We start from the raw sequence: 12581 nt of genomic DNA on the forward strand, positions 1-12581 counted from the left end.
GCCGCTCCGCGCCCGTTGACGTTTGTTGGGGCGCTAGTCAAACTAATCCCGGAAGATCGCACGAGGAGACACCCCCGCCCCGACGATCGGAAGGCCGGTAATGGTGCGCAAGGTCCTGGCCGTGCTCGCGGCACTGCTCGTCCTCCTGCCGGTGCCGCTCCAGGGCCCGGCCGCGGCCGCCCCGGCGGCGTCCCGGGTCACCTACGACCACTACTCGCTCATGGTCGACGGCCGGAGGGTCGTCGTGCAGGCCGCCGAGATCCACTACTTCCGGCTGCCGAGCCCCGGCCTGTGGCGGGACGTGCTGGAGAAGATCAGGGCCGGCGGGTTCAACGCCGTCTCCGTCTACTTCGACTGGGCCTACCACTCCCCCAAGGCGGGCGTGTACGACTTCACCGGCGTGCGCGACGTCGACCGCTTCCTGCGCACGGCCGAGCGGGCGGGCCTGTACGTCGTCGCCCGCCCCGGGCCGTACATCAACGCGGAGACCACCGGCGGCGGATTCCCCGGATGGCTGAAGAACGTGCCCGGCCGGGGCCGCAGCAGCGACGCCGGGTTCACCCAGGCGTACCGCGACTGGCTCCACCACATCAACCCGATCATCGCGAGGCACCAGGTGAGCCGCGGCGGGTCGGTGATCCTCTACAACGCGGAGAACGAGTACGCCGCCAACACCGACGCGGCGTACATGCAGGACATCCAGGACCAGGCGCGGGCGGACGGCATCGACGTGCCGATCACCACGAACGACTGCTGCGACGCCGCCGACTGGAGCTCCACCTGGGCCGAGGGGCCGGGCGCCGTCCAGATCCCCGGCGTGGACGACTATCCGCAGTCCTTCGACTGCGCCAACGCCGAGACGGTGTGGGGCCCGTGGGGCGAGGGGGTCACCGAGAGGCTCCGCGACGACGCCCCGGTGTTCGCCGCCGAGTACCAGGCGGGGGCCATCGACCTGAACAACGCGGGCTACGACCGGTGCCGGGACCTGACCGGCCCGGCGTACATGAAGTTCTTCTACAAGTCCAACCTGCTGGTGAGCGGCGCGACGCTGTTCAACTACTACATGGGCTTCGGCGGCACCAACTGGGGCTTCCTCGCCCAGCCCAACGACGTCTACACGTCGTACGACTACGGCGCGGCCGTGAACGAGGCCCGGCAGCCGACGGCGAAGTACGACGAGTTCAAGCGGCAGGGCTACTTCCTGCAGGCCGTCGCCCCGCTGGCGAAGACGGACCCCGCGGCGGCTCCCTGGACCGACAACCCGGCCGTCGGGGTCGTCGCCCGGGCGAACCCGGACACCGGCACCCGGTTCGCGCTCGTCCGGCACGCCGACCGCGCCGCCACGACCACCGACGCGGCCACGCTCTCGTGGACCGTCCCGGACGGCACGTACGCCCTGCCCGTGCAGGTCAGGGGCCGCGACGCGCACGTCCTGGTCGGCGCGTACGACCTGGGCGGCCAGCGCCTGGCGGCGTCCAGTTCGGAGATCATGACCCACGCCTTCGTCGGCGGCCGGGACGTCGCGGTGCTGTACGGCACGGCCGGCTCCCCGGGCGCGACGATCCTGCGTTACTCCACCAGACCGCAGGTGAAGGTGCTGGAGGGCGATGTCCGCTGGGCGTTCGACGGCGGCGACCTCCGCCTGGACTACACGCATCAGGGCCTCGCCCGCGTGCTGGTCTCGGGCGGCGGGCGGCGGCCGCTGCTGCTCCTGCTGGGCACCGACGAGACCGCCGCGACGTTCTGGCGGGCGGGCCCCGACGCCGCCCCGGTGCTGGTGCGGGGCACGTCCCTCGTCCGGTCCGCCGCCGTCGAGGGCGGTGCCGTACGGCTCACCGCCGACACCGCCCGGGAGGGCGAGGTGGAGGTGTTCGCCGACGCGCGGGCCTCCCGGCTGCGCCTCGCCGGCGACCCGGGCGACACGGACGTGCGCGTCACCCGGACGCCGAGCGGATCGCTGCTCGGCCGGGTGCCCGGACCCCGCGAGGCGGCGCGCCTGCCCGCGCTCACCGGGTGGCGCGTCCACGACGAGGCGCCGGAGGCCGCGCCCGGGTTCGACGACTCGTCCTGGCCGACGGCCGACAAGGCCACGACCGAGAGCCCGATGAAGCCGAAGGCCGGGCCGGTGCTGTACGCCGACGACTACGGCTTCCACTACGGCGACGTCTGGTATCGCGGCCGCTTCACCGCGACGGGCGCGGAGACCGCCGTGGCGCTGAACGCGATCACCGGGAGACGCGGGCGCTACCTCGTCTGGCTCGACGGGCGCTACCTCGGCTCGGCCGCGGGCGGCACCCAGGCCGACGTCGACGCGGCGAACCCCGAGCCGGGGCCGGGCCGCTTCGCGGTCCCCGCGGGCCTGCTGAAGCCCGGGCGCACCGCCACGCTGGCGGTCCTGGTGCAGAACATGGGCCACAACGACGACTGGACGGCCGACGACAACCGGTTCAAGCAGCCGCGCGGCCTGGTCGCCGCCGCGGTGGAGGGGGCGGCGGCGATCGCCTGGAGGATCCAGGGCGCCCGCGGCGGCGAGGACCTCACCGACCCGGTGCGCGGGCCGCTCAACACCGGCGGCCTGTACGGCGAGCGCTCCGGCTGGCACCTGCCCGGCTACCCCGACCGCGCCTGGAAGGAGATCGCCGCCCCGGCCGGACGGCCGCTCGCGCCCGGCGTCACGTGGTACCGCACCGGCTTCCGGCTCGACCTCCCCGAGGGCCAGGACGTCTCCGTGGGCCTGCGCTTCGGCGGCGCCGTCCCGGCGGCTTCCCGGACGCTGATCTACCTCAACGGCTGGAACGTCGGCCAGTACGGCGGCGACATCGGGCCGCAGCAGGAGTTCGTGCTGCCCGCCGGGCTGCTGCGCGGGCACGGTCACAACACGCTCGCCCTGGCCGTCACCTCCACCGCGGCCGCCGGCGGCGGGCCCGGCCCGATCGGCCTGTTCGCGTACGGAGCCGTGCGCGGCGGGGTGCCCGTCCCGGACGTCCCGGGGCCGTCGTACCCGCTCGCCCGCTGAGCGCCACGGCAGTGGCGGGCCGCCCGCGTACCGATTCCTGGCCGGTACGCGGGCGGCTCTTTTCGTCCCAGACCCCGCACCGGACCCCACTGAGGGAGCATTACGAGCAGTTGTATAAGCTTCCTATGTAATTTCCGGTCCCCGGAGGAACCCCGTGTCCACCGTCCCGAACGCCGGTCCCGGCGAGGACTTCCCCGCGGTCGCCGCCGTGCTGGACGACCTCGCGGTGCTCGCCGTACGGCGGCTGTCCGCGCAGGGCGACCTCAGCCTCACGGCCGCGGCCACCCTGTCGTACCTGGACCGCAACGGCCCCGAGCGGCTGAGCGTCCTCGCCTCGCGGCAGTCCGTCACCCAGCCGTCGATGACCCAGCTCGTGCGGCGCCTGGAGCGCGAAGGGCTGGTGCACCGGGCGGCCGACGACCTCGACGGCCGCGCGGTGCGGGTCGCCGTCACCGACGCCGGCCGCGCGCTGCTCGCCGAGCGGCGCCGCCTGCGCCGGGAGCGGCTCACCGAGCTGCTCGGCACGCTCTCCCCCGGTGAGCTGCGCGACCTGACGCGGGTCGCCGGCGAGTTCCTCCCCCTGCTCCGCCGCCTGCTCCAGAGCGAGGCCGGCGAGTAGGGACCAGGGCGCTCCCCCTCGCTACTCCCAGGAGGTCCGGTGAGCTCTGCTCATGCCCCCGCAGCTCATCGCTCATCGCCGGTCTGGCCCTGATCGTGGTGTTCGCCGCGCTCGCCGGCGCGTCCGGGAGCATCGGCGGCATCGTCGGCTTCCGGGCCGGCTGGGGCCTCGGCAACGCGCTGTTCATCGCCACCTCCCTCGCCGTCATCGTCGCCTCCGGCAGCGGCGGCTTCGCCGGGGCGATCATCCTGTACGAGACCGCGCTCGGCGTCGGCATCGCGGTCGGCCCCCTGCTCGGCGGGACCCTGGGCGGCATCAGCTGGCGCGGCCCGTTCTACGGCGTCGCGGTGCTGATGGCGATCGCCCTGGTCGCCACCGTCACCCTGGTGCGACGCACCCCCGCCCCGGCGCGGAAGACCGGCGTGGCCGAGCCGCTGAAGGCGCTGCGCCACCGCGGCCTGCTCATCCTGGGCCTGACCGCCCTCTGCTACAACTGGGGCTTCTTCACCGTCCTGGGCTACGCGCCGTACCCGATGGAGCTGAACGAGCACCAGCTCGGCCTCGTCTTCACCGGCTGGGGGATCCTGGTCGCCGTCTTCTCCGTCTTCGGGGCGCCGCGCCTGCAGGCGCGGTTCGGCATCGCCCGCACGCTCTACGCCAACCTCGTGCTGTTCAGCCTCGACATCCTGGTGATCGCGCTGTTCACCTCGAACCGGGCCGTGGTGATCTGCGGGGTGATCGTCGCGGGCGTCTTCATCGGCGTCAACAACACGGTCACCACGCAGGCGGTCATGACCGTCTCTCCGGTGGAGCGGCCGATCGCCTCCGCCTCCTACGGGTTCATCCGCTTCATCGGCGGCGGTCTCGCGCCCTTCGCCGCGGGCCGGCTCGCCGAGCACTTCGACAGTCAGCACGCGCCGTTCTACCTGGGGGCCGCCGCCGTGCTCCTCGGCGCGGTGATCCTCACCGCCGCGCACCGGCAGCTCGGCGAGGCCGAGCGCGCCCAGGCCGCGGAGCTCGCCGCGGCCGGCCCCGCCACCGCCCGGCGGGAGAGGCTGGAGGAGTCGGCCCTGGCCGAGGATCTCGGCTCGGCCACCTGAGCGCGCCGGGTCAGAACCGGGCGACCAGGGCCGGGGTGAGCGCGGCGGGCCCGGCGCAGCCGGACAGGGCAAGGGTGAGATCGGTCTCCGCCAGCACGCAGCGGAGCACGTGCTCCACGCCCGCCTGGCCGTCCAGGCCCAGCCCGTACGCGTACGGCCGGCCCAGCAGCACGGTCCTGGCGCCGAGCGCGAGGGCCTTGACGACGTCGTCCCCGCCGCGGACGCCGCCGTCGAAGAGCACCGTGAGCCGGTCGGCGACCGCGTCGGCGACGGCCGGCAGCGCGTCGGCCGCCCCGATCGAGCCGTTGACCTGGCGCCCGCCGTGGTTGGACACGACCACCCCGTCCATCCCCGCGTCGGCGGCCAGCCGGGCGTCGTCGGGATGGAGGATGCCCTTCAGCACGATCGGGCCGTCCCAGTGCTCGCGCAGCAGGGCGAGGTCCGGCCACGTCTTGCCGGGGTCGCCGAACAGTCCCACGAAGTGCAGGACGGCGGCCTCCGGGTCCTCGTGCACCGGCCGCGCGAGCCCGGCCTGGAACGCCGGGTCGGTGAAGTAGTTGGCGGTGCCGACGCCGCGCAGGAACGGCAGGTACGCCTGGTCGAGATCGCGCGGTCGCCAGGCCAGCAGCGGCGTGTCGAGGGTGACGACGAGCACGCTGAACCCCGAGGCCTTGGCCCGGGCGAGGAAGCTGAGGGTGACCTCGCGGTCGCGGCCCCAGTAGAGCTGGAACCACCGCTCGCCGTCTCCCATGGCCGCGGCGACCTCCTCCATCGGCGTGCTGGAGGCCGACGACAGCACGAAGGGCACGCCCAGCGCCGCCGCGGCGCGGGCGGCGGCCGGTTCGGCGTCCGGGTGCATGATCGACAGCACGCCGATCGGCGCGAGCGCCAGCGGCGCGGGCAGTCTCCGGCCGAGCACGGTCACCGACAGGTCGCGCCCGCGCACGTCACGCAGCATCCGCGGCACGATGCGCCAGCGGTCCAGCGCCTCACGGTTGGCCCGCTCGGTGCGCCCGCCGCCCGCGCTGCCGGCCACGTAGCCCACCGGCCCGGGACCCAGGCGCCGCTCGGCCATCTCCTCCAGCCGGTTCAGATCCGTGGGCAGGCGCGGCACGACGCCCGCCATGCCGTTGAGGTAGATCTCGTACTGGAAGTCCGCCCAGCTCACCGCGCCTCCATTCCTCCAGATCACTGCCGTACGGCACGCTACCGGAACCGATGCGTTGATAGAGGGACGGAAGGGGTCAGCGGGGTTCGCGCGCGCCGCACCCGGATGACGGTTCTTTGCTGTGATTGTGCGGAGCTCCTACCAAGGAGCGGCGGCGGCAGGGGCACACCCTGGAGAGCGACCGCGGTGCGGCGGGTCGTCGACAGCACGTTCGTCGCAACGGTCGTCCCCGCGCGTCCGCGTCCCGCCGAAGGGTCGCACCCGAGCGTACGCGGGGCCACCGACGATCACGCCCACCCGTCCGTACGCGATCGGCCAAAGGGTGATCATGCCGGGTTACTTATCTCGAACAGCGCAGGCCGACGCCTCGCGGGCCCTGCCCGGGAGGTCGCCCGGACGCCTGCACCACGTCTTCGAATCCCGTTGCGACCTGACGCCGTCGGCGACGGCCCTGGAGTGCGGGCGGCTGAGCTGGACCTACGCCGCGCTCGACGCGCGGGCGAACCGGCTCGCGCACCTCCTGCGCGACCTGGGGGCCGGACGCGGTTCCCGGGTGGCGATCCTGCTGCCGCGGTCGCCGGACACCTACCTGGCGCTGCTCGCGGTGGGCAAGGCGGGGGCGGCGTTCGTGCCGCTCGACCCGCAGTCGCCCCCGGACCGAACCGGCTACATCCTCGGCGACGCCGGCGTCGACCTCGTGCTCACCACGTCCGGGCGGGCTCCGGAGGTCAGGGCGCCGGGCCGCCGCGTGCTCGCCCTCGACGCCTCCGCGGACCTGATCGCGTCGGCGCCCGCCACCCGTCCGTTCTCCGGACCGCTCAACGGCGCGGCGGACGACGACCCGGCCGCGTACGTCATGTACACCTCCGGGTCGAGCGGGCGCCCGAAGGGTGTCGAGGTGGCCCAGTCGAGCATCTGCAACTTCCTCCGAGTGGTGCCGGAGCTGTACGGCGTGCGGCCGGACGACCGCGTCTACCAGGGGATGTCCATCTCCTTCGACTTCTCCGTCGAGGAGATCTGGCCGACCTGGTCGGCCGGCGCGGCCCTCGTCGGGGGACCGGCCGGCTCCCGGCAGCTCGGCGCGGAGCTGGCGGACTTCCTGGACCAGCACAAAATCACGATCCTGTACTGCGTCCCGACGCTGCTCGCGACGATCCCGCGTGACGTGCCGTCCCTGCGCACCATCCTCGTCGGGGGCGAGCCCTGCCCGGCGCCGCTGGTGGAGCGGTGGAGCCGGCCGGGGCGGCGGATGCTCAACACGTACGGGCCGACCGAGGCGACGGTCACCGCGACCTGCGCCGAACTGCTGCCGGGACGGCCGGTCACCATCGGCAGGCCGTTGCCCACCTACACCGTCGTGCTGCTCGACGAACGGCGCGAGCCGGTGCCGGACGGCGAGGTCGGCGAGATCTGCATCGGGGGTCCCGGCGTCGCCCGCGGCTACGTCGGCCGTCCCGCCCTGACCGCCGACCGCTTCGTCGAGCACCCGCTGGCGCCCCCCGGCGGCAGGTTGTACCGCACTGGAGACCTCGGCCGGGTGACCGCGACCGGGGAACTCGAATACCTCGGCCGCTCCGACGCCGAGGTGAAGATCCGCGGACACCGGGTGGACCTGGGCGAGATCGAGAACGTGCTGCTGGAGGACGCCGGCGTCGCCGAGGCCGTGGCCGCCCTGATGCCCGCGCCGGGCGTGGACGGACCGGACGGGGAACTCGCCGCCTACGTCGTGCCCGCGAACGGCCACGACGAGGCGCTCACCGGGAGGCTGCGCGATCGCCTGAGCCGCCGCCTTCCGGCCTACATGGTGCCGTCGTTCCTGGACGTCGTGGCCGCCCTGCCCACCATGCCGAGCGGCAAGGTGGACCGCGGGCGGCTGCCGCGGCCGAGCGGCCGCCGTCTGGTCGGCTCCGGGCCGGTGGCGCCCGCCGAGGGCGCACTGGAGACACGGCTGCGCGCCGCGTGGGCGGAGGAGTTCGGGCTCGACCCCGAGTCGCTGTCGGTCGAGGCGGACTTCTTCACCGACCTCGGCGGCCACTCCCTGCTGGCCGCGCGCATCGTGTCGCTCCTGCGGACGAGCGAGATCGGCGCGGGGCTCGCGGTGCGCGACCTCTACGCGAACCCGACCGTACGCCGCCTCGCCGCGCACCTCTCCGCGAACGGAGGCCGCGGGGGCGGACGCGCGCCGGCCTCCCGTCCCCGCCCGAGGCCGCTGCGGCACGGCGGCCGGACGGTCGCGGCCGCCGGGGCGGCGCAGAGCGTGGTCGTCTACCTGCTGCTCCTCATGGTCACGTTGCCGGTCTCCGTCACGCTGTACGCCTGGACCACGCCCCACGGCGGCCCGCTCCCCGGGGGCCGCAGGACGCAGGAGGACTGGCTGCTCCTCCCCGGAACGGGGACCGACCTGGTCGGCGCGCTGGCGCTGGCCGCGGCGGCCGCGTACCTCTGGGTGCGCTGGCTGCTGCCCGTGCTGCTGGTGCGGCCGCTGTCGGGCGGCGTCCGGCCGGGTCGTCACCCGCTGTGGGGCGCGACCTACCTGCGGCTGTGGGCGACGAACCTGCTGCTGTCCCTGTCTCCGCTGCGGACGCTGAGCGGCTCGCCCATGATGGCCCCCTACCTGCGGCTGCTCGGCGCGAAGGTCGGGCCCGCCACCGCCGTCGCGACGGCCGACGTCAACCTCCCGGCGATGCTGCGGATCGGCGAGGGCGCCTCGGTCGGCTACCGCGCCTCGCTGCACGCCTGGCTGGTGGAGGACGGGTGGGTGGTCGTCGCCCCGGTGGAGATCGGGCCGCACGCGTTCGTCGGGAACGGCGCCGTGCTCGGGCCGGGCGCACGGGTCGCCGGCCACGCCGCGCTCGGCGACCAGTCGGCCCTGACGCACGGCGAGACGGTGCCACCAGGAGGGCGCTGGGCCGGGTCGCCGCCGAATCCCGTGGAGTCCGTGGGGCCGGACGTCGAGGCGATGCTGCGCGCCCCCGCCGGCGCAGGGAGCTGGAAGGCCCGCCACGTGGCCGCCGCCGTGGCCGGCCTCGTCTGCATCGAGGCGATCCTGCTGGCCACGATCATGCCGAGCGTCCTGGTCATCTGGACGGTCGTGGCCGCCTGGGGCCCGCCGGCGGCTCCGGTCGCCGTTTTCCTGGCGGGCCCGCTGTTCGTGGCCGTCGTCTGCGTGGTGGTGGCCGCCGGCAAACGGCTCGTGCTGCCGAAGGCGCCGGCCGGCGTCCATCCGGCGCGTTCCTGCCTCGGCGTGCGCAAGTGGGCCGTGGACAAACTCCTGGAGTCCAGCCTGACGCTGACCAACTCGCTCTACGGCACGCTGTACACCTCGCCGTGGCTGCGGCTGCTCGGCGCGCGGGTCGGCCGCCGGGCCGAGGTGTCGACGGCCGCGCAGCTCGACCCCGATCTCCTCACGCTGCGCGAGGAGAGCTTCGTCGCGGACATGGCGGGCGTCGGCGCGGCCAGCTTCGCCCGTGGCCGGATCGCCCTGCGTCCCACCGAGGTCGGCAGGCGCGCGTTCGTCGGCAACGCCGCGGTCGTCCCGGCCGGGACGCGGATGGGGCCGGGCTCGCTGGTGGGTGTCAGCACCGTCCCGCCGCCGGACGGCGTGCCGGAGGGCACCTCGTGGCTGGGCTCGCCCGCGATGCACCTTCCCGTACGGCAGGACAGCGGCGCGTTTCCGGAAGACCAGACGTTCCGGCCGCCGCGCCTGCTGGTGCTGCACCGCCTGGGCGTCGAGTTCTTCCGCGCCACGCTCCCGGCGATGCTGTTCGGCGCCGCGCTCTACCTCCACCTCCTGGGCGTGCACGCGCTCGCGCGCCTCCTGCCCCTGCCCGTGGTGGCGGCCGCGGCGCCGCTCGTCGCCGGCGCCGCGTCGCTGGGGGTGGTCGGTTGCTGCGTCGCGTTCAAACGCCGCCTCATCGGCGCGTACCGGCCGAGAGTGGAGCCGTTGTGGAGCAGGTTCGTCCGGCGCACCGAGTTCGTCACCGGGCTGTGGGAGGCCGCCGCGGTGCCCGCCGGGGTCGCCCTCCTGGCCGGAACCCCGTTCCTGCCGGCCGTGCTGCGGTGGTTCGGGGCCCGCATCGGCAGGCGCGCCTGGATCGCGACCACGTATCTGACCGAGTTCGACCTGGTGGAGGTGGGCGACGACGTCGCGATCGGGCCGGGGGTGTCGCTGCAGACCCACCTGTTCGAGGACCGGGTCATGAAGATGTCGGCCGTCACGGTCCGGTCCGGCTCCAGCGTCGGCGCCCGTTCCGTGGTCCTCTACGACTCGGTGGTGGGCGAGGACGTCTCGCTCGGCGCCCTGTCGTTGCTGATGAAGGGCGAGCGGCTCACCCCGGGGACGAGCTGGCGCGGCATCCCGGCGCAGGCCGCCGTCGGGGACATGTGAGCGCGATGGGCGAGCGACAGGGGATCGGGTGAGGGTCTGATGGGATTCGACGGCATTCTCGGCGCCGTACGGCGCGCCTTCCACTCCGAGCCGGCCCCGCTGCGGCCTTCCGGACAGCCGCTCGCGCTCGTCTACCGGGGCCCGGCCTCGGTTCCCGGGTGCTCCGAGGCGGTCGCCGGGCTGCTGGAGGCGAGCCGCTGGGGCTTCGACGTGCGTTACACGGGCCCGCACGAGAAGGTGCCGCTCACGGCGGAGTCGCTGTCCCTGGCCGCGGTGTACGCCCAGCCGGGCGGCGGAGACCTGTCCCGGGGTTACCGGCACCTCAAACGGCACCGCGGCGCGCTGCGCGACTACGTCGCCGGAGGCGGCCGGTACCTCGGCTTCTGCCTGGGCGGCTATCTCGCCGGCGCCACTCCCGGTTTCGCCCTGCTGCCGGGCGACACCGACCAGTACATCGCCACGCCGGGCGCCACCGTGGACGACGAGGAGGACACCCTCGTCGACGTGCGATGGCGCGGCCGGGAGCGCAGCGTCTTCTTCCAGGACGGCCCCTGCTTCCTGCTGGAGCCGGGCAACCGGGCCACCGTCCTGGCCACCTATCCCAACGGCGCCGTCGCCGCCCTCGTCACGCCGTACGGCGAGGGCAGGGTCGCCGTCGTCGGCCCGCACCCGGAGGCGACCGACGACTGGTTCGCCGACGCCGATCTGCCGGTGCGGCGGGCGCAGGACCTCGGCCTCGATCTGGTGAACGAGGTGATGGCCGACGCCTGAGGTGCTTTCGCGTCTTATGTGAAGAATGTGATGAATTACCGCTTTCTCCGGAAAATCCCCATTATGGGGACATGGTGCGTAAATTAGCCGCCCTGGCCGCCAGTGTCATGATGATCGCGTCCCCGGCCGCTCCCGCCGCCGCGGAGCCGGGCGCGTTCCTTCCCGGCGCGCCGGGGATCGGCGACCCGTACTACCCCCTGCAGGGAAACGGCGGCTACGACGTCGGCCACTACGATCTGCGGCTCCGGTTCGACCCCGGCGACCACACCGCGGACGCCACCGCGACGATCACCGCGACCGCCACCCACAACCTGTCCCGGTTCGACCTCGACTTCTCGGGACCGGAGGTCAAGAGCGTGACGGTGGACGGCGCCCGCGCCGGCTTCCGCCGCGACGGCCAGGAACTGGTGATCACTCCGGCCGCCGGGCTGAAGGCCGGGACCGCCTTCACGGTCGCGGTCTCCTACGCCGGGAAGCTCACGGCGGTCTCGGACGACACCGGCCAGCAGGGGTGGATCAACACCAAGGACGGCGCGTTCGTCGCGTCCCAGCCGGACGGCGCGCGCAGCTGGTTCCCGGCCAACGACAGCCCGGCGGACAAGGCCACCTTCAGCTTCCGGGTGTCCGCGCCCGAGGAGCTGACCGTGCTGGCCAACGGCGAGCGCGCGAGCGCGGACGAGGCGGCCGGCTCCGACGGCTACCGAACCGTGCGATGGGAGATGCGGCAGCCGATGGCGCCCTACCTCGCCATGCTCGCCATCGGCCATTTCGAGGTCAGTGAGGGGACCGTCGACGGCATACCGAACGTGACGGCGTACGACCCGGCGCTGGCGGAGAAGTCGAAGCGTCTGCACGATCTCACGGCGGAGGCCGTCAGGTGGGAGTCGTCGCTCTTCGGCCCCTACCCGTTCTCCTCCACCGGCGGGGTCGCGGACGGCCGCGGCTCCGTGACGGCGCTGGAGACGCAGGGCCGGCCCGTCTACAGCGGCGGCCCGACCGACGACTCCGAGATCGTGCACGAACTGGCCCACCAGTGGTTCGGCGACAGCGTCGGGGTGCGGAGCTGGCGGGACATCTGGCTCAACGAGGGCTTCGCTAAATACACGGAATGGCTCTACGAGGAGCAGCACGACGGGCCCTCCGCCAGGGACACCTTCGACCGGCTCTATCGGAAGGACGGCGCCTTCTGGCGTCTGAAGACCGGTGACCCCGGCCAGGCGCACATGTTCGACGAGAACGCGATCTACCTGCGCGGCGCGATGACGGTGCACGCCCTCCGGGAGAAGATCGGCGACAAGGTGTTCTTCACCCTGCTGAAGACCTGGGCGCAGGAGCACAGGTACGGCACGGTGACCACGGCCGACTTCGTCGCCCTCGCGGAGAGGCTGAGCGGGCAGAAGCTCGGCCCCTTCTTCGACGCGTGGCTCTACCAGGCGAAGAAGCCGCCGCAGTCGGTGTTCCGCTCGACGCCGGCGGAATGAGACGGGTTTGCCCTGTTCATGCGGGGGGGGAGGAGACGC

7 protein-coding genes and 1 pseudogene are annotated in these 12581 nt (G+C 73.7%); 7 read left to right on the forward strand and 1 reads right to left on the reverse strand.

Going from position 1 to position 12581, the window contains the following annotated elements; all coding sequences use genetic code 11:
* Positions 1–100 precede the first annotated feature (100 nt).
* From HHX33_RS06570 to HHX33_RS35650, 4 genes and pseudogenes are all read left to right on the forward strand, one after another.
* The gene (locus HHX33_RS06570) at positions 101–3016 is read left to right on the forward strand and encodes a beta-galactosidase (RefSeq protein WP_182873805.1); all 2916 of its coding nucleotides are present in this window, start codon (positions 101–103) and stop codon (positions 3014–3016) included.
* A 154-nt stretch (positions 3017–3170) separates the two neighbouring features.
* On the forward strand, positions 3171–3635 hold the full coding sequence (locus tag HHX33_RS06575) for a MarR family winged helix-turn-helix transcriptional regulator (protein ID WP_182873806.1): 465 nt from the start codon (positions 3171–3173) through the stop codon (positions 3633–3635).
* A 71-nt stretch (positions 3636–3706) separates the two neighbouring features.
* A pseudogene (locus HHX33_RS35645) lies at positions 3707–4150 on the forward strand (MFS transporter); the annotation flags it as partial.
* Between the two features lie 18 nt (positions 4151–4168).
* Positions 4169–4735, forward strand: coding sequence for an MFS transporter (locus tag HHX33_RS35650; protein WP_259402245.1), 567 nt, complete (start codon positions 4169–4171; stop codon positions 4733–4735).
* A 10-nt stretch (positions 4736–4745) separates the two neighbouring features.
* On the opposite strand, the gene HHX33_RS06585 is transcribed toward HHX33_RS35650, so the two are convergent.
* A complete protein-coding gene (locus HHX33_RS06585; RefSeq protein WP_310738171.1) occupies positions 4746–5903 on the reverse strand; it encodes a lactate 2-monooxygenase in 1158 nt (385 codons plus the stop codon).
* A gap of 328 nt (positions 5904–6231) precedes the next feature.
* On the opposite strand from HHX33_RS06585, the gene HHX33_RS06590 reads away from it, so the two are divergent.
* The 3 genes from HHX33_RS06590 (at position 6232) to HHX33_RS06600 (ending at position 12542) form a co-directional block, all read left to right on the forward strand.
* The gene (locus tag HHX33_RS06590) at positions 6232–10290 is read left to right on the forward strand and encodes a Pls/PosA family non-ribosomal peptide synthetase (RefSeq protein ID WP_182873807.1); all 4059 of its coding nucleotides are present in this window, start codon (positions 6232–6234) and stop codon (positions 10288–10290) included.
* Between the two features lie 39 nt (positions 10291–10329).
* On the forward strand, positions 10330–11061 hold the full coding sequence (locus HHX33_RS06595) for a BPL-N domain-containing protein (RefSeq protein WP_182873808.1): 732 nt from the start codon (positions 10330–10332) through the stop codon (positions 11059–11061).
* Between the two features lie 71 nt (positions 11062–11132).
* Positions 11133–12542: a M1 family metallopeptidase gene (locus tag HHX33_RS06600; protein WP_182873809.1), complete on the forward strand. Its 1410-nt coding sequence runs from the start codon at positions 11133–11135 to the stop codon at positions 12540–12542.
* The last annotated feature ends 39 nt before the right edge of the window (positions 12543–12581 follow it).

The organism is Microbispora sp. H10670, from assembly GCF_014161385.1.
Taxonomy (GTDB): Bacteria; Actinomycetota; Actinomycetes; order Streptosporangiales; family Streptosporangiaceae; genus Microbispora; species Microbispora triticiradicis.

Excerpts from the sequence above, each read along its gene's own strand:
- HHX33_RS06570 (WP_182873805.1), top strand. The coding sequence starts at position 101 with ATGGTGCGCAAGGTCCTGGCCGTGCTCGCGGCACTGCTCGTCCTCCTG.
- HHX33_RS35650 (WP_259402245.1), top strand. The coding sequence starts at position 4,169 with ATGGAGCTGAACGAGCACCAGCTCGGCCTCGTCTTCACCGGCTGGGGG.
- HHX33_RS06590 (WP_182873807.1), top strand. The coding sequence starts at position 6,232 with ATGCCGGGTTACTTATCTCGAACAGCGCAGGCCGACGCCTCGCGGGCC.
- HHX33_RS06595 (WP_182873808.1), top strand. The coding sequence starts at position 10,330 with ATGGGATTCGACGGCATTCTCGGCGCCGTACGGCGCGCCTTCCACTCC.
- HHX33_RS06600 (WP_182873809.1), top strand. The coding sequence starts at position 11,133 with ATGGTGCGTAAATTAGCCGCCCTGGCCGCCAGTGTCATGATGATCGCG.